Raw genomic sequence first — 17543 nt, 5'->3', positions numbered from 1 at the left:
CCCCGGGCTGAACGTTCCGGCGGGACCGGCGGGCGGCCCGGCTCCTAGGGTGGAGCGGTGAGCACCCCAGAGCGCGACCAGGAACACCACGACGCCGCGGAGCGGACGGCCCGCGTGCTGCCCCTCCGCCCGGCCGGACGGAAGCAGCGAGCCGAAGAGCCCCTGTGGCGGGACGTCGTAGGGAACGTCCTGCGCCGGGAACGGCGGGCCCAGGGGCGCACGCTCCAGGACGTCGCCGATGCGGCGCGGATCTCGATGCCGTACCTCTCGGAGATCGAGCGCGGCCGCAAGGAGGCCTCCTCGGAACTGCTCGCGGCGGCGGCCCGCGGGCTCGGCCTCGGCCTCGCCGACGTGCTGACCCTGGCCCAGGAGGAGATCGTCCGGCTCACCGGCGTGGCCACCCTGCCGACCCGTCGGTCCGTCTCCGCACCGCGGCAGGGCGAGGTGCGCCTGGCGGCCTGACGCGGACCTCTCAGTCCTCGGGGTCCTCGGGCGGGCGGCGGTGCGTCACGTAGGCCACCAGGACCCCGGCGAGCGCCGCCCACGCCAGGGCGGGCGCGCCCGCCACCGGCCAGCCGGCGGCGCCCAGGCACAGCGCCGCCGCGCCGCCCAGGGCCACCGCCCTGCCGTCCCGGGCGAAGGCCCACTCGCGCACCCCGCGGCCCGGCGTGCGCCACTCCAGGACGGCGACGCGGACGACCAGCGCCGCGGCGGCGACCGCCGCCGTCATCACCGACGGGTCCATGCCCGGCCCTCGCCTTCGTCGGAATTCCTCTGCCCGGGGACGTGACTCCGGCATAGCATGGGTCACATGATCTGGCGACATTGATCCAGCACTCCGCCTTCCCGGGGACCGCCCCGGACGCCGCGTATCCGGCGTCCGAGCTGTCCTCCATGGGAAGGCAACATGACTGTTTCACCCGCGCATTCATCCGCCGCGCAGGTGCCCGCGCCGGGCACCGGGAGCGGTGTGCCCGCCGGCGGGGTCCGCCGCATCGCGGCCACGCTGTACGGCTACTCGTTCTTCGAGGAATTCGTCCTGTTCTACCCCGTGTACGCGCTGCTGTTCAGCGACACGGGTCTGGGGCTGTGGCAGATCTCCTCGCTCTTCGCCCTCTGGTCCGTGACCAACATCCTCCTCGAGGTCCCGTCCGGCGTCTGGGCGGACACGGTGTCGCGCAAGCGGCTGCTCCAGATCGGTCCGCTGCTCACCGCGGCCGGCTTCGCCCTGTGGGTGCTGTTCCCGTCGTACTGGGCCTTCGCCCTCGGCTTCGTGCTCTGGGGCGCTGGCGGCGCCTTCGGCTCCGGCGCGCTGGAGGCCCTCGTGTACGAGGAGCTGGACCGGCGCGGCGCGGCCGACCGGTACCCCCGGATCATGGGCCGGGCCCGCGCCGCCGGACTGGTGGCCGTGATGGTGGCGACGGCGCTGGCCGGACCGGTGTTCACGGCCGGCGGCTACCCGGTCGTCGGCGCGGCCAGTGTGCTGACCTGCCTGGTCACCGCCGCGCTCGCGAGCGCCTTCCCGGAACACCGCGGGAAGGCCGCCGCGGCCGAGGACGGGGAGCCGGGGGAGGCCGGCTGGGCGGCGACGCTGCGCGCCGGCGTCGCCGAGGCCCGGCACGACCGGTCCGTCCGCGCCGCCGTGCTGCTGGTGCCGGCCGTCACCGGCATCTGGGGCGCCCTCGACGAGTACACGCCGCTGCTGGTCCGGGACACCGGAGTGGCGCCCGGGACCGAGCCGCGGCTGCTCCTGCTGATCTGGGCCGGAGCCACGGCCGGCGGCCTGCTGGCCGGACCGGCCGGGCGGCTGGGCGCGCGCGGACTCGGCGCGCTGCTCGCGGTCGCCGGACTCGCCCTGGCCGCCGGCGCGGCCTGGGGGACCCCGGTGGGCATCGTCCTGGTCGCGATCGCGTTCGGCGGCTTCCAGCTCGGCAGCGTGCTCGCGGACGCCCGGCTGCAGGACAGCATCACCGGCCCCGGCCGGGCCACCGTCACCTCACTGGCCGGCCTGGGCACCGAGCTGACCACCGTCAGCGTGTTCGGCCTGTACGCGGTGGCCGGCACCGCGGCCGGCCACGGCACGGCCTTCGCGCTGCTCGCGCTGCCGTACCTGGTGGCCGCCGCGGTCCTGTCCCGGGGGCGCCGTCGGCGTCAGTGACGCGCCGGGCCCGCCAGGCGCTCCGGGGTGAGCAGCTCCGCGATGCGCTCGGCGGGCAACAGTCCCTGTTCCAGGGTCAGTTCGGCTACACCGCGGCCGGTCCGCAGCGCCTCCTGGGCGATGGCGGTGGCCGCGGTGTAGCCGATGTGCGGGTTGAGCGCGGTGGCCAGACCGATGGAGCTCTCGACCGCCGCGCGCAGCTGCTCGGTGTTGGCGGTGATTCCCACGACACAGCGCTCGGCGAGCGTGAGGCAGGCCTGGCGCAGCGAGGTGATGCTGCGCGACAGGGCGTGCAGGATCACCGGCTCGAAGGCGTTGAGCTGGAGCTGGCCCGCCTCGGCGGCCATGGTGACGGTGATGTCGTTGCCGATCACCTCGAAGGCGACCTGGTTCACCACCTCGGGGATCACCGGGTTCACCTTGCCCGGCATGATGCTCGAACCGGCCTGGACCGCCGGGAGGTTGATCTCGCCGAGCCCCGCCCGCGGTCCGGAGGAGAGCAGCCGCAGGTCGTTGCAGGTCTTGGAGAGCTTCACGGCCAGGCGCTTGAGCACGCCCGACAGCTGGACGAAGGCCCCGCAGTCCTGGGTGGCCTCGACCAGGTTGGCGGAGGTCACCAGGGGCAACCCGGTGATCTTCGCGAGGTGGCGGCGCGCGGTCTCGGCGTACCCGGCCGGGGCGTTGAGCCCGGTGCCGATGGCGGTCGCGCCCAGGTTGATCTCGTGGATCAGTTCCACGGCCTCGGAGAGCCGGCCGCGGTCCTCCTCCAGCATCACCGCGTACGTCGAGAACTCCTGGCCGAGCGTCATGGGCACGGCGTCCTGGAGCTGGGTGCGGCCCATCTTCAGGACGTCGCGGAACTCGATCGACTTCGCCGCGAAGGCGTCCTGGAGCACGGCCGCGGCGCGCAGCAGGTCCCGCATCGCGAGGATCGTCGCGACCCGGACCGCCGTCGGGTAGACGTCGTTGGTGGACTGGCTGAGGTTGACGTCCTCGTTGGGGTGCAGGTGCCGGTACTCGCCCTTGGCGTGGCCGAGGAGTTCGAGCGCGCGGTTGGCGATGACCTCGTTGGCATTCATGTTCGTCGAGGTGCCGGCGCCGCCCTGGATGACGTCGACGACGAACTGGTCGTGCAGCTTGCCGGTGCGGATCTCCTGGCAGGCGGTCGCGATGGCGTCGGCCTTCTGCGCGGGCAGCAGGCCGAGTTCCTCGTTCGCCCGGGCCGCGGCCTCCTTCACCGCGGCGAGCGCGTCGATCAGCCGCGGGTACACCGAGATCGGGGTGCCGGTGATCGGGAAGTTCTCCGTGGCGCGCAGGGAGTGGACTCCCCAGTACGCGTCGGCGGGGACGTCACGGTCGCCGAGGAGGTCGTGCTCGCGGCGGGTGGGGAGGGACGGGGCAGCGGTCATCGGGGCAGCCTTCGGGAGGGGAGGGCGGAGCGCGGTGAAGGGGGGTGGCGGGGAGCCGTGACTCAGTGGTGAGCGCCGGCGGGCGTGGGGCTGCCGCCGGAGAAGCGGGAACCCGCGGCCAGCGCGGGCTCCTGGAACGCCGGGCCGTTCAGCAGGCCGCGCAGCAGTTCCGTGCGGTGGTTCGGCGAGACGTCGGCGAGCAGCGCCGACAGGACGGCGATCCGGGTCTGTGCGGCCCGCAGCGTGCCGGTGAGCAGACCGCCCGCGGCGACCAGGTCGACCGCGCCGCCTCCGGTGTAGATCTCGGCGACCTCACCGGCGGGGACCCGGGTGGTGATCGCGACCAGCACGCCCTGCTCGACGGCCTCGGCCACCGCGTCGACGAACTCGGGCGTGGCGTTGCCCGCGCCGGTGGCGACGAGGACGATGCCCCGGGCCCCGGCGGCGAGGGCCGCGCGGAACAGCAGCGGGTCGGCGTCGCTGTGGTGGGTGATGACGTCCACGCGGGGGAGGGCGGCACTCGCGTCGGCCGCCGGGAGCGGCAGCGGCGCCGGGCGCTCGGGGCTGCGGTGGGTGTCGACCCGGCCGAAGCCGACCTTGCCGAGGTGCTGCGCCGACGGGTCGGAGAACGCGTCGGAGGCCAGGGTCTGGGTCTTCACGGTGCCGCGCGCCGGGTGCACGAGGCCGTCGAAGACGACCAGGACGCCCAGGTCGCGGACCGAGGCGGCGACCTGGAGGGCGTCGTACACGTTGCCGGGGCCGTCGCTGTCGCCCGTGCCGATGGGGCGCTGGGCGCCGGTGAGGACGACCGGGCGCGGGTCGGAGTGGTGCAGGTCGAGGAAGAAGGCGGACTCCTCGAGGGTGTCCGTGCCGTGGGTGATCACGACCCCGTCCACACCGGGGTCGGCCAGCGCCTCGTGCACGGCGTGCAGCAGGGCGAGCTGCCGGACCGAGGTCATCCGGGAGCTGTTCACGTTGAACAGGTCGACGACGTCGACCGTCACGCCCTCCGGGAGCGCGGACGCGCCCAGGACGTCACTGCCCGCGGCCTCGGCGGCGTACCCGGCGCCCTGCCAGCGGCTGGCGATGGTGCCCCCGGTGCTGATGAGGGTGATCCGTCGCGGCCGCTCGTCGCGTATCCATTCCATGTGCTTCGTCCCCGGAGTCGTTCTGTTTCCTCGGCGCGGCCGGTGCGGGACCGCGTCTCCGCAAGGATAGGAAAAAAGCGACGCAATCGGGTTGCCGATCTCGGCTCCGCACGCAACATGAGTGGTGGATAATTGCGCCATGGACCGAATCGATCTCCATATCTTGCGTGAGCTCCAGGAGGACGGCCGGCTGACCAACCAGGAGCTCGCCCAGCGCGTCGGACTGAGCCCCTCGCCGTGCATGCGCCGGGTCCGGCAGCTGGAGCAGGACGGCGTGATCCAGGGCTACCGCGCGATCGTCGCCCCGGAGGCCGTCGGCCGCAGCTTCGAGGTCCTCGTCTCCATCGAGGTGCGCCGCGACCGGGAGGCCGTCGAGGCCTTCGAGGCCGCGCTCCAGGACATCCCCGACGTGATCGAGGCGTACCGGCTGTTCGGCAGCCCCGGCTGCCTGCTGCGGATCGCGGTCGCCGACCTCGCCGCGTACGAGCGGCTCTGGATCGAGCGGCTCACCACGCTCGGCGGCGTCACCGAGGTGAACTCGCAGATCATCATGAAGCGGATCAAGGAGCCGAAGGGCCTGCCCGTCCCCGACTGACACCCTCCGGCTCCCTCAGCGGTGCTCCGGGTTCGGGAAGTCGAACCTGCAGCCCGCGTCCCACTCCGAGCGCTGGTTGCCGTGCGCCGTGATCCCGCCGGACCACTTCAGCAGCGCCGCCATGCGCATCAGGTTCCAGCTCATGAAGGCGGTGTTGCGGTTGGTGAAGTCGTTCTGCGGGCCGCCCGAACCGGTTCATGGCGCAGTGCTTCAGGCCGTCCTTGCCGGTGATCAGGATTCGGTTACTGTACGCCCGTCACCCGGTGTCTGAGGTGCTCGGGGCGGTGGTACGCAGGCGTCCGCTGATCGCGTGTCCGGTGTCCGGGGCAGGCGTGGTGGTGGGGATGCCCAGGCGGTCGGCCAGATCGTTGAGATGCAGGTCGCAGGCGGTCTCGATCAGGTCGGCCAGGACATCCGCGGCGGCAAAGGCGCGTACGGCGGCAGTGGTCAGGACGGCGGCGCCGATCAGGGCGGCAGGCCACCAGGCGGCGGCGAGGGGGAAGTAGAGGAGCCCCCAGGCGGCGAGGCGGGCGGTGGCGGCGTAGGTGTCGCGGGCGGCGGCGAGGTCGGTGCGGAGCTCGGCGGACAGCACAGTCCACAGGCGTGGCCAGGCCAGGGGCAGGTCGTCGAGGCCGTTGTTCTGGGCGGCATGGAGCGTAGCGAGCGCGAACCGGTCGCCGATGCGGGTGGTGTGGCCCGGCCGGACGGGGCCGAGACGGGACCGTCGGCGCTGCCGGGCGCGCACCTGGGCAGCGCGGGTCCGGGCGGCGTCTGTGGCCCGGGCGGCGTGCCGGATCGCGGTCTTCAATTGCTCGCCTGCCGTGTCCCAACGTCTTTGGCGCCAGGCCCGTATCCAGGAAGCAGGAGGGAGGTCGCCGGGAAGTGCCCACAACTGCTCGACCAGGCCGCCGAGAGTGCCGGCGAGGAGTCCCACACCGGTGCTGACCAGCAGGACCGCGGATGCGGCGAGTGCGACCGTGCCGGGGGCGTGGGCGGCTGGGCGGGCGGCGAGCTGGTCGAGCCAGTCGCCCAATCGGTCGACGGCGAAGGGGTGGTCCTGGCCCAGGTGCAGGCCTGTTACCAGCAGCGCGGTCCACAACAGGCCGGGCAGCAGCAGCGCGTTGAGCCACCGATCGGCGAGTTTCGTGCCGATCCCGGCCAGAAAGGCGCTCGTCACCGCATGCTGGGCGAGTAGGGCTTCATCCGTCCGTCCTCACCCACGGCTGCCGCACAGGTCGGCGGGTGCGGGGTCTCGTCGGGAAGGACCACCCGGCTGCACCTGCTCAGCGGGCAGGTCCACCCGGCAGGCCCCCCTGTGTCCGCTCCCATGCCTGGCGGCAGGGACGGGACACGACGGGTCAGCGCGGGCAGGCCCTGCCGCGCGCAGGCGTCCTCGATCACGTCGAGCAGCGTGGCCACGTGCCGCTCGTCGGGCTCGGCCCGGTTGGCGAGCAGCGCCAGCAACTCGCTCAGCTGCGGCAGCGCCCCGGCGTCGCCGATCACCGTCGCCAGCTCCGGCCAGCGGCTGAGCTCACCGCACAGTGCCGCCACGCGCTCGCCCACCACGTCGTCCATGCTGCCCCTCTGCACGGTTCCACCTGGCTGGCATTCGAGGGTCCTGCGCCAGCAAACGGGGCCCTGTTCCCCCGAGTTGACCAAAGTATAGGTTGTGCGGCTTGTGTCGTGGTTAGCATCCACTCAAAGCGCAACGCCCATGTTGTGCGTGCAGTCGCGGCTTGCCTGGGCATGCACATCGGGCCCGACAGTGATAGTGATGCTGTTCCTTCGGGGGATACCTGCCATGCCGGACCGCGATGCGGCACTCGCCGCCCTCAACAGTCACCTCGCCCTCAACGCCGGCGACTCCACCCACATCCTCGAACGTGAGGTCCGCCGTGCCGCCCGCGACCTGGAGCGTGTCACCGACCCCGAGCACGACCTGTCCGCCGCGCAGGTCCTGGGCTGGTACCACTGGCTACGCCACCTCGCCCTTTCCGAGGGCCAGGGCCGGGATGATCTGGCAGCTGCTACCCGGTTCTTTGCCCCCGTCCATCGAGTGAGCCCTCAGTCCGTTCCCGAGCCTCTGCACCGCACGCTGCAAGAATCTGCCGTCGGGACCCCCGCGCCGGAGTTCGATCCGCGCGCCATGGCCACCGCGCAGGCTCGTGCCGTCGATCTGCTCACCGCATACGAGCGCACGGGGCAACGGGACGTACTTGAGCAGGCCATCGCTGCGTTCCGCACGGTGCACACCATGCTTCCCGAGGACCACCCCAGCCATGCTGCCGGTCTGCACAACCTCGGGAACGCCTTGCAGTTCCTGTCCGAGCGCGTCGGCGAGATCGAGGTATTGGAAGAAGCCGTGCAGGCCGGCCGGGGGGCCGTGACCGCCACCCCCCAAGGCCACCCCGACCGCGCCGGGTTTCTGAACTCGTTAGGGGTCGCTCTCCAGCGCCTGTTCGGGCGCGTCGGTGACATCGAGGTACTGAGAGAAGCAGTAAAGGTCAGCCGGGAAGCAGTGGCTGCCGTCCCCCAAGGCCACCCCCACCGCGCCATGTACCTCGACAACCTCGGGAGCACGCTGCGAATCCACTTCGAGCGCATCGGTGACCTTGCGGTACTGGAAGAAGCAGTGCAGCTTGGCCGGGAGGCTGTGGCCACCTCCCCCCGCGACGACCCCGGCCGAGCCATGAACCTCAACAACCTCGGGAGCACGCTGCGAATCCACTTCGAGCGCATCGGTGACCTTGCGGTACTGGAAGAAGCAGTGCAGCTTGGCCGGGAGGCTGTGGCCACCACCCCCCGCGACCACCCCAACCGCGCCGGGTACCTGCACAACCTCGGGAACACGCTCCAGGCGCTGTTCGGGCGCGTCGGTGACATCGAGGTACTGAGAGAAGCAGTAAAGGTCAGCCGGGAAGCAGTGGCTGCCGTCCCCCAAGGCCACCCCCACCGCGCCATGCACCTCAACTCCCTTGTGAACGCGCTGCAGGCGCTGTCCGGACACACGGGACGGACAGAAGCACTGGAGGAAGCAGTACAAGCCGGCCGGGAAGCAGTGGCCGCCACTCCTCACCACCACCCCAACCGCGCCGGATACCTGACCTCGTTGGGGGTCGCTCTCCAGCGCCGGTTCGAGCGCGTCGGAGAGATCGAGGTACTGGAGGAAGCAGTACAGGTCAACCGGGAAGCCGTGGCCACCGTCCCCCACAACCACCCCAACCGCGCGACCCCCCTCAACAACCTCGGGACCGCCCTGCAGACCCTGTTCGAACGCATCGGGGACATCGAGGTACTGGAGGAAGCAGTACAGGTCAACCGGGAAGCCGTGGCCACCACACCTCACAACCACCCCAACCGCGCCACGCACCTCAACAACCTCGCAGGCAACCTACTGGCCCTGTTCGAGCACATCGGTGAGATCGAGGTACTGAAAGAGGCGGTACAGGTCGGCCGGGAAGCCGTGGCCACCGTCCCCCACAACCACCCCCACCACGCCGTGCAGATCGGCAACCTCGGAAGCATCCTGCAGACCCTGTTCGAACGCACCGGTGACATCGAGGTACTGGAAGAAGCCGCACAGGTCGGCCGGAAAGCCGTGGCCACCACACCCCACAACCACCCCAACCGCGCTGTGCAACTCAACAACCTCACAGGCACGCTGGCAGCCCTCTTCGAGCGCGTCGGTGACATCGAGATACTGAAGGAAGCCGTAAAGACCAGCCGGGAAGCAGTGGCCACCACTCCCCGCGACCACCCCAGCCGCGCCGGGTACCTGCACAACCTCGGAAACATCCTGAAGACCCTGTTCGAACGCAGCACCGATATCGAGGTACTGGAAGAAGCCGTGCGGGTCAGCCGGGAGGCCGTCAGCGCCACCCCCCACGACCACCCCCACCGCGCCGTGTACCTCAACAGCCTCGGCGGCAAGCTGGCAAATCTGTTCGAGGTCGGGGGTGGGACGCAAGCGCGGGAGGACGCATGCCGCTACTTCGGCGAGGCCGCGGGCAGCACGACGAGTGACACAGTCACCCGCATCAAGGCGTATCGGCGCTTCGCGCTCCTGGCCTCCGGCCCCGACGCCCCCCAGGCGGCGCTGGAAGCCGTGGAGGAGGCCATTGCCCTGACGGCGTCCCTCGCCCCGGGCAGTCTGGGCCGCGCGGACCGCGAGTACCAGCTCGGCCGCCTGCCAGGTCTACCGGAGGAGGCCGCCGCCGCCGCGCTCGCCGCAGGCCGGCCGGAGCGGGCCGTGGAGCTGTTGGAGCGCGCCCGCGGAATCCTCGCCACCGACACCCTCGGTCTGCGCAGCCGTGATGCCGTCCGCCTGCGCGAGCACGCCCCCCACCTGGCGGACGAGCTGCGCCAACTGCGGGCCCGCCTCGACGCCCTGAACCACCCCCGCCCCACGTCATCGGCGGAGGCCCCGGAAGTGCTCCGGGAGGCGAACCAGCGCCTGGCAGAGCACAGGCGCGAGGCCCACGACGCGTGGCAGAGCCTCATCGCGCGCATCTCCGGCCTCCCGGGCTTCGAGGACTTCCTCCACGCGCCCCCGATCAACGAGCTCGCCCGCCATGCGCACGAGGGGCCCGTCGTCTTCGTCACCGCCAGCCCCCGCCGCTGCGACGCCCTCGTCCTCACTGATTCCGCCGACGCTCCTGTCCGGGTCGTGCCCTTGCCCACGCTGACCCAGGATGCCGCCTTCGAGCAGGGGGAACGACTCCTGGCTGCCCTGCACGCCACCACCGACCACGAGATCGCCCCCAGGGCACGTGTCGAAGCCCAGCGGGAAATCCTCGCCGTTCTGACCTGGCTGTGGGACACCGTTGCTGAGCCTGTTCTGACCGACCTCGGCCACACGACCGCCCATCAGCCCGGTGAGCCCTGGCCCCGCCTGTGGTGGTGCCCGGTGGGCATCCTCGCCTATCTCCCCCTCCACGCGGCCGGCCACCACACCGACGACGTCCAGCGGGAGGGCGGACCGCGGACCGTCCTCGACCGCGTCGTCTCCTCCTACACCACGACCGTGCGGGCCCTCGCCCACGCCAGAACCCGCCAGTCCGGGCCGTCCACCCCCAGCACCCTGGTCGTCGCCGCCGCCAAAGCCCCGGGCACCCCGCCGCTGCCCGGCGTCCGTGTCGAGGCCGCCGCCATCACGTCCCTGATCCCGGACGCCCGCCTCCTGGCCACCCCCACGCGCGACACCGTTCTCGACGCGCTGCCCAGCCATGGCATCGCCCACTTCTCCTGCCACGGCGAAGCGGACTGGACCGACCCCGCCCGGAGTCACCTGGTCCTCACCGACCACGCCACCGCGCCCCTGACCATCGCCGACATCACCGCCCTGGACCTGACTGCCGAGCTGGCCTACCTCTCCGCCTGCGACACCAGCAACACCGCCCCCCGCCTGGCCGACGAATCCCTCCACATCACCGGCGCCTTCCACCTAGCCGGCTACCGGCACGTCATCGGCACGCTGTGGTCCGTCGACGACCGCACCGCTGCCCAACTCGGCACCGACTTCTACGCCCACCTCACCGACAACGGCACGGCCCCGCCCCAGGCCGACCGAAGCGCCCTCGCCCTTCACCTCGCCACTACACGCCTCCGCAGCAGGTACCCCCATGTCCCCAGCCTGTGGGCTGCCCACACCCACACCGGTACATGACCCTCGGCACCGTGCCGGCGTGCCTCGCGAGCGTTAGTCGTCCGAGGGGCGGGGCCGGTCCTGTAGCTGTTCGAGAACACCGACCGGGCGGCGGAGACCGCGGAGGCGTCCAAGCGGTCTCCGATGTTCCGGCCGGAGTTCAACGGTGCTCGGGGTTCTCGAAGTCGAAGCGGCACCCGGCGTCCCACTCGGAGCGCTGGTTGCCGTACGCGGGGATGCCGCCGGCGTCCTTGAGCATGCGGGCCAGGTGGAGCAGGTTCCAGGTCATGAACGTGGTGTTGCGGTTGGTGAAGTCGTTCTCCGGCCCACCCGAGCCCTCGTCGAGGTAGGAAGGGCCGGGTCCGGCCGGGCCGACCCAGCCCGCGTCGGCCTGCGGCGGGATGACGTAGCCCAGGTGCTGAAGGCTGTAGATGACGTTCATCGCGCAGTGCTTGGCGCCGTCCTCGTTACCGGTGATCAAGCAACCCCCGACCCGCCCGTAATATGCGTACTGGCCACGTTCGTTGAGGATCGACGAGCAGGCGTACAGGCGCTCGATGACCTTCTTCATGACCGAAGAGTTGTCTCCCAGCCATACAGGTCCGGCCAAGAAGAGGATGTCCGCTGCCATCACCTTCGAGTAGATGACGGGCCACTCGTCGGTCTCCCACCCGTGCTCCGTCATGTCCGGCCAGACACCGGTCGCGATGTCGAGATCCACCGCCCGCAGCACCTCGACCGCGACGCCCTGACGTTCCATGATCCCGGTGCTGATGTCGATCAGCCCTTGAGTGTGGCTCCGCTCCGGCGACCGCTTGAGGGTGCAGTTGATCACCAGGGCGCGGAGATCACGGTAGGACGTGCCGGTGTCGGTCATCGATGCGTCCCCCTGCGGACGAGTGGGTGGTCGGGGCGGCACAACACCCGGCTGCCGACGTCGATGGTGCCCCGGGTTGGTCCGGCCGAAAATCCCGTCCACTGTCTCTCCTCGTGGGGCGGAATGATCAAACGCCGCGCCAACGGTCACGGAGCCGGCCACCCGATCACCCGCACGGCCCCGCACCGATGACACGTATCCCCGAATCAGGTCGGCCCGCACAGCACCAGGATGTCGGCCGCCATCACCCGCTCGTCCAGCTGCGGCCACTCGTCCGAGGCACGTCGTCGTAGCGGACGGCATCGGCATGCATCGGCATCGGCATCGGGGGACCGCTCGGGCCGGGAGGACTGCGGACAGACCGCCCCGACCCTGCCCCGTGGGGCGGGCGCGCCCGATCCGGCGCGCCCGCCCTCGGCGTCACGTCACCCGACGGGACGTACGAACCGCAGGGTGCGCAGCTCGAAGGGGCGCAGCCGCAGGGCCACGTCGCCCCCGTCCTCCGTCCCGGCGTCCTCCTCGGGGAGCGGTCGCTCCAGCAGGTCGCAGACCTGCACGCCGGCGTGCGTGAACCCCGGCGTCAGCCGGGCCGCGACCCGGCCGCCGTGCGCCTCGTACAGCCGGACCACCACGTCCCCGCTGCCGTCGTCCGCCAGCTTGACCGCGCTGACCACGACGGCCGGATCGTCCACATCGACGAGCGGCAGGACCTCGGCGTCACCGGGCACCCGCCGCTCGGGCAGGCCGATGCGGTACCCCTCGCGGACCGCGTCGCCGACCGTCGCGCCGGGCACCAGGGCGTGCCGGAAGCGGTGCACGCCCTGGTCGGTGTGCGGGTCGGGGAAGCGCGGCGCGCGCAGCAGGGAGACCCGGACGGTCGTCGTCGTGCCCCGGTCGGCGGGCCGCACCGTCCGCGTGACGTCGTGCCCGTACGTGGACGCGGTCACCAGGCCGACGCCCCAGCCCGGTTCCTCCAGGTGCACGAAGCGGTGGTTGCACGCCTCGAACTTGGCCGCCTCCCAACTGGTGTTGGTGTGCGTGGGCCGGTACAGGTGGCCGAACTGCGTCTCGGCGGCGTAGCGGTCGGTGTGCAGGTCCAGCGGGAACGCGGCCTTCAGGAACTTCTCCGTCTCCTGCCAGTCGACCTCGGTGTCCAGGTCGAGCCGGCATGCCCCGGCGGCCAGCGTCAGCGTCTGGACCGCCCGCGACGCGCCGAACGACCGCGTCACCCGGACGGACACGGACCCCGGGGAATCGTCCGCCACGACCACCTCGTCGACGTCCGTCAGGTCGGTGACGGTGTTCCGGTAGAACCTGTCGACGTCCCAGGCGTCCCACATGTTCGGGAAGTCGGGGTGGATCTGCAGCAGGTTCGCCGCCTCGCCCGGCGCGACCGTCTCCCGGCCGGAGACGAGGTCCCGCACCGAGACCGCGAGCCCGCGCCCGTCCACCTCGACGCGCAGGAGCCCGTTCTCCAGCACGAACCCGCCGCCCTCCCGGGGCCGTACGGCGCAGGCCGCGGCGGCCGGCCCCGTGCCCGCCGGCCGTGCGCCCCCGGCGGGCACCCCGGCCCGGGCGTGCGGCGCCGCGTTGAACACCACCTCCCCGCCCGCCGACCCGTCGCCGGCCAGGGCCCGCTGCGCCGCGTCGACGATCCCGCGCAACTCTGCGGCCACCGCCGCGTACGTCCGCTCCGCCTCGCGGTGCACCCAGGCGATCGACGAACCCGGCAGGATGTCGTGGAACTGGTGCAGCAGTACCGTCTTCCAGATCCGGTCCAACCGCTCGTACGGGTACGGGAACCCCGCCCGCACCGCCGCCGTCGCGGCCCACAGCTCGGCCTCCCGCAGCAGGTTCTCGCTCGCCCGGTTGCCCTGCTTGGTGCGCGCCTGGCTGGTCAGGGTCGCCCGGTGCAGCTCCAGGTACAGCTCCCCGACCCACACCGGCGCGTCCGGGTACTCGGCTTCCGCGCGGGCGAAGAACTCGGCCGGCCGCTCCCAGCGCACCCGCGCCGAGCCCTCCAGGTCGCGCAGCCGCGCCGCCTTGCCGATCATCTCCCGGGTGGTGCCGCCCCCGCCGTCGCCCCAGCCGGTCGGCGCGATCGAGTGCCGCGCCCTGCCCTTGTCCTTGAAGTTGCGGACGGCGTGCGCGATCTCCCGACCCTGCATCGAGCAGTTGTAGGTGTCGATCGGCGGGAAGTGCGTGAAGATCCGTGTCCCGTCGATGCCCTCCCACCAGAAGGTGTGGTGCGGGAAGCTGTTCACCTGGCTCCACGAGATCTTCTGCGTCAACAGCCAGCGCGACCCCGCCGCCTTGATGATCTGCGGCAGCCCGCCCGCGAAGCCGAACGTGTCCGGCAGCCAGGCCTCGTGGTTCTCCACCCCGAACTCGTCCAGGAAAAACCGCTTGCCGTGCACGAACTGACGGGCCATCGCCTCCGAGCCCGGCATGTTCGTGTCCGACTCCACCCACATCCCGCCCGCCGGCACGAACCGGCCCTCCGCGACCGCCTTCTTGACCCGTGCGTACACCTCCGGGCGGTGCTCCTTGATCCACGCGTACTGCTGGGCCTGCGACATCGTGTAGACGAAGTCCGGCTCGTCCTCCAACAGCGCGGTCATGTTGGCGGTGGTGCGCGCCACCTTGCGGACCGTCTCGCGCAGCGGCCACAGCCAGGCCGAGTCGATGTGCGCGTGCCCGACCGCGCTGATCCGGTGCGCCGACGGCTCGGCCGGCGTCGCCAGCACCCGGGCGAGCTCCGAACGGGCCGCCGGGGCCGTGCCGTTCACGTCCTGGAGGTCGATCGCGTCCAGGGCCCGGTCGACCGCCCGCAGCAGGTCCCAGCGGCGCGCGCCCTCCACCGGCAGCTCGGCCATCAGCTCGCCCACCACCTCCAGGTCGAGCACGAGCTGCCACACCGTCTCGTCGAAGACGGCCAGATCCATCCGCTCCAGCCGGTACTGCGGCTCGCTGCCCGCCGTCTCCTTCTCACCCAGCTCCGTCGGCACGAACGGGTGGTAGTCGAGCACCACCGGGTTGGACGCGGCCTCGACGTGGAGCAGCACCTCCTCGCCGCCGGCCGCCGGAGCGGCGACCCGCACCCACTGGTTGCGCGGATGCAGACCCTTCACCGGGGTGCCGTCGCTCCGGTACACCAGGCCCTCGCACTGGAAGCCCGGCATGTTCTTGTCGAAACCCAGGTCGATCAGCGCCTCGACGGTCCGGCCCGCCCAGGTCTCCGGCACCGTGCCGGACACCGTGAGCCAACTGGTGCCCCACGGCGCGCCCCACCGGGTGCCCACGGAGATCGGCGTACGCGGGGCGGCGATGCCCTCGGCCACCGGCACGGGTTCGTCGGGGGCGGTCCAGATCCCGACCTCGAGCGGGACCGACTCGGGATACACGGCGGGACGGACGCGCTCCTCGAGGACGCGCTTGAGACGGGACTCGATCAGACTGCGGTCACTGTGCATGGCGGAAGCTCCGTGGGACGAGGACGGAAGAAGGCCGGGTGCAGAAGGCAGGATTCAGGAGGAGGCACGGGATGAGGGAGAGGCGCGTCGGCCGACTCCGGCGTCGTCGACCGTGACGAGCCGAGTGATACCCCGGGCGGCGAGGTGCGACGGGTCCGCGGCACGCCCGGCGAGCACGGTCGTCGGCCGGACGCCCTCCGTCGACAGCCGCATGAACGCCTCGAACACCGCCCCGCCGGGGCCGCACAACGAGCGCCCGGCCGCGTCGTCCGGCAGGTCGACGACGAGCGCCGTGGTCCGCGGCGCCGCCCGCCCGTTCCCGGCCCGCAGCTCCTCGACGATCCGGGCGATCTCCCGCCCGGCCGGCTTGACCCGCCGGTCGTTGGTGAGCAGGCCCAGCGTGTACTCCAGCTCCGGGAAGTCGGCGAGCGCCCGGTCGACGTCGTGCGAGCACCACCACGTCACGCCCCACACGCCGGGGCAGTCCAGCGCCGCGGCGATCGTCGTCCGGGTGAACCCGGCCGCCCGGTCCGCCGGGATGTGCGGGGCGGGCGCGCCGACCTCCTGGAGCCAGACCGGCCGGTGCGGGTCCTCCGCCCAGGCCTTCGACAGCTCGATCATGTACGCCGCGTGCTGCCCGGTCGCCGGCGAGTCCGCCCCGTAGCGCTGCGCGGTGCCGTTGAACACCCAGGAGTGCACCGCCGTCACCGCGCCCAGCCGGGCCGCGTGCGCCGGGGTGAAGGGGTGGTCGTCGACGTACCAGGAGGCGTCGTACTCCGCGTGCAGGTGCATCCGTCCCGGCGCCCCCTGTTCACAGGCGTCGAGCATGCGGCGCAGCCAGCGCTCGGCCTGGGCCGGGGTGATCCGGTCCGGGTCGGGGTGCGGGTCGCCGGAGAACTGGTTGATCTCGTTGCCCAGGGTCATGCCGAGGAAGGCCGGCCGGTCCGCGAGTGCGGCGGCGAGCGTGCGGAGGTAGGCGGCCTGGCCGTCGACGACGTCCGGGTCGGTGAACATGTTCCGCCGGTGCCAGCTGACCGTCCACGACGGCTGGAAGTCGAAGCTGGACAGGTGGCCCTGCAGCCCGTCCACTGCGACGTCCAGGCCGCGTTCGGCGGCGGCGTCCGCCAGTTCGACCAACTGCTCCACCGCCCGCGGGCGGATCAGGGTGCGGTTCGGCTGGAAGAGCGGCCACAGCGGGAAGACCCGGACGTGGTCCAGGCCGAGTGCGGCGATCGAGTCGAGGTCGGCGCGTACGTCGTCGAGGTCGAAGTCGAGCCAGTGGTGGAACCAGCCCTTGCTGGGGGTGTAGTTGACGCCGAATCGCGGGGACGTGGTCATGCGCGGACCGTGTCCTTTCCTGTGCGGGTGCGGTGAGCGCTCATCGGGCGGGCGCTCATCCTTTGATCGCGCCTTCCTCGACGCCCTTGAAGAAGAACCGCTGGAGCGAGGCGAACACGATCACGATCGGAATGAAGGCGATCATGGTGCCGGCGGCGATGAGCCGTGGGTTGGCGGTGAAGGTGCCGTTCAGGTACTGGAGTCCGACGGTGAGGGTGTAGCGGTCGGGGTCGTTCAGCACGATCAGCGGCCACAGGAAGTCGTCCCAGGCGCCGATGAAGGTGAAGATCACGACCACGCTGAGCATGCCCCGGACGTTCGGCAGACCCACATGGACGAGCCGCTGCCACACGTTCGCCCCGTCGACCAGCGCCGCCGCGTCCAGGTCCGGGGGAACCGCCTGGAAAGCGGTGTACATGAGCAGCACGTTCAGCATGGCGAGCGCCCCGGGCAGCGCCACGCCGGTGAGCGTGTCGGTCAGGCCCAGGCTGCGCACGGTCACGTACTGCGAGACGATCGTGACCTCCCCGGGCAGCACCAAGGTGGCCAGGAACAGCCCGGTCACCAGCCGCACCCCGCGGAAGCGCAGCCGGGCCAGGGCGAAGCCGGCCAGGGTCGCGCCGACCGCGTTGCCGAACACCGCGACCGCGGCCACCGTCAGCGAGTTGGCCGCGTACGTCCAGACCGGAATGGTCTCGGCGACCCGCGCGTAGTTGGAGAACGTCGGGTCCTCGGGCAGGAACGCCGGGACGCGGGAGTACACGTCCTCGCCCGGGCCCTTCAGGGAGGTCGAGAGCTGCCACAGGAACGGTCCGATGGTGAGCAGCAGCACCAGCGCCAGGAGCAGATAGCGCGCTGCCTTCCCGGCAGGGGTGGGCGTGCCGAATCCCCGTGCGGGCAT

Annotated in this window: 13 protein-coding genes and 1 pseudogene; 4 read left to right on the top strand and 10 right to left on the bottom strand. The window is 71.8% G+C overall.

Annotated elements, in window-relative coordinates:
- The first annotated feature begins 57 nt into the window (after nt 1-57).
- Entirely contained in the window at nt 58-462 is a 405-nt protein-coding gene (locus R2D22_RS01720; RefSeq protein ID WP_411976959.1) for a helix-turn-helix domain-containing protein, read from the top strand.
- 10 nt (nt 463-472) lie between these two features.
- On the opposite strand, the gene R2D22_RS01715 is transcribed toward R2D22_RS01720, so the two are convergent.
- Nucleotides 473-745: a hypothetical protein gene (locus R2D22_RS01715; RefSeq protein WP_318100467.1), complete on the bottom strand. Its 273-nt coding sequence runs from the start codon at nt 743-745 to the stop codon at nt 473-475.
- Between the two features lie 162 nt (nt 746-907).
- Here R2D22_RS01715 and R2D22_RS01710 point away from each other — a divergent pair, with 162 nt between their 5' ends.
- Complete coding sequence (locus R2D22_RS01710) at nt 908-2158, top strand: MFS transporter (RefSeq protein WP_318100464.1); 1251 nt, start codon at nt 908-910, stop codon at nt 2156-2158.
- Here the strand turns inward: R2D22_RS01710 and aspA are convergent.
- Nucleotides 2152-3567, bottom strand: coding sequence for an aspartate ammonia-lyase (gene aspA, locus R2D22_RS01705; RefSeq protein WP_318100461.1), 1416 nt, complete (start codon nt 3565-3567; stop codon nt 2152-2154). The two genes, R2D22_RS01710 and aspA, sit on opposite strands and share 7 nt — an antisense overlap.
- A 62-nt stretch (nt 3568-3629) precedes the next feature.
- On the bottom strand, nt 3630-4715 hold the full coding sequence (locus R2D22_RS01700; protein ID WP_318100458.1) for an asparaginase: 1086 nt from the start codon (nt 4713-4715) through the stop codon (nt 3630-3632).
- A gap of 139 nt (nt 4716-4854) precedes the next feature.
- Between R2D22_RS01700 and R2D22_RS01695 the strand changes: the two genes are divergently transcribed.
- Complete coding sequence (locus tag R2D22_RS01695) at nt 4855-5310, top strand: Lrp/AsnC family transcriptional regulator (protein ID WP_318100456.1); 456 nt, start codon at nt 4855-4857, stop codon at nt 5308-5310.
- Between the two features lie 15 nt (nt 5311-5325).
- On the opposite strand, the pseudogene R2D22_RS01690 reads toward R2D22_RS01695, so the two are convergent.
- From R2D22_RS01690 to R2D22_RS01680, 3 genes and pseudogenes are all read right to left on the bottom strand, one after another.
- A pseudogene (locus tag R2D22_RS01690) lies at nt 5326-5502 on the bottom strand (flavodoxin family protein); the annotation flags it as partial.
- A 64-nt stretch (nt 5503-5566) separates the two neighbouring features.
- Nucleotides 5567-6487, bottom strand: a complete 921-nt coding sequence (locus R2D22_RS01685; protein WP_318100454.1) for a hypothetical protein — start codon at nt 6485-6487, stop codon at nt 5567-5569.
- Nucleotides 6484-6900 carry a hypothetical protein gene (locus R2D22_RS01680; RefSeq protein ID WP_318100453.1) on the bottom strand — a complete coding sequence of 139 codons (417 nt, stop codon included), beginning with the start codon at nt 6898-6900 and terminating at the stop codon, nt 6484-6486. Before R2D22_RS01680 ends, R2D22_RS01685 begins: the two co-directional genes overlap by 4 nt.
- A 184-nt stretch (nt 6901-7084) precedes the next feature.
- On the opposite strand from R2D22_RS01680, the gene R2D22_RS01675 reads away from it, so the two are divergent.
- The gene (locus R2D22_RS01675) at nt 7085-10975 is read left to right on the top strand and encodes a CHAT domain-containing protein (protein ID WP_318100450.1); all 3891 of its coding nucleotides are present in this window, start codon (nt 7085-7087) and stop codon (nt 10973-10975) included.
- Between the two features lie 139 nt (nt 10976-11114).
- Here R2D22_RS01675 and R2D22_RS01670 read toward each other — a convergent pair whose 3' ends face one another.
- The 4 genes from R2D22_RS01670 to R2D22_RS01655 all read right to left on the bottom strand — a co-directional run bounded on the left by R2D22_RS01670 (nt 11115) and on the right by R2D22_RS01655 (nt 17543).
- Nucleotides 11115-11831, bottom strand: a complete 717-nt coding sequence (locus R2D22_RS01670) for a flavodoxin family protein (protein WP_318100447.1) — start codon at nt 11829-11831, stop codon at nt 11115-11117.
- A 425-nt stretch (nt 11832-12256) separates the two neighbouring features.
- Nucleotides 12257-15304 (bottom strand): alpha-mannosidase, encoded by a 3048-nt coding sequence (locus R2D22_RS01665; protein WP_318100445.1) that lies wholly within the window; start codon nt 15302-15304, stop codon nt 12257-12259.
- 54 nt (nt 15305-15358) lie between these two features.
- On the bottom strand, nt 15359-16642 hold the full coding sequence (locus R2D22_RS01660) for a glycoside hydrolase 5 family protein (RefSeq protein ID WP_318100443.1): 1284 nt from the start codon (nt 16640-16642) through the stop codon (nt 15359-15361).
- A 55-nt stretch (nt 16643-16697) separates the two neighbouring features.
- The gene (locus tag R2D22_RS01655) at nt 16698-17543 is read right to left on the bottom strand and encodes a carbohydrate ABC transporter permease (RefSeq protein ID WP_318100441.1); all 846 of its coding nucleotides are present in this window, start codon (nt 17541-17543) and stop codon (nt 16698-16700) included.

The organism is Streptomyces sp. HUAS YS2, assembly GCF_033343995.1.
Classification (GTDB): domain Bacteria; phylum Actinomycetota; class Actinomycetes; order Streptomycetales; family Streptomycetaceae; genus Streptomyces; species Streptomyces solicathayae.
The sequence above is the reverse complement of the archived record's forward strand: the minus strand, read 5'-3'. Positions and strand labels throughout refer to the sequence as shown.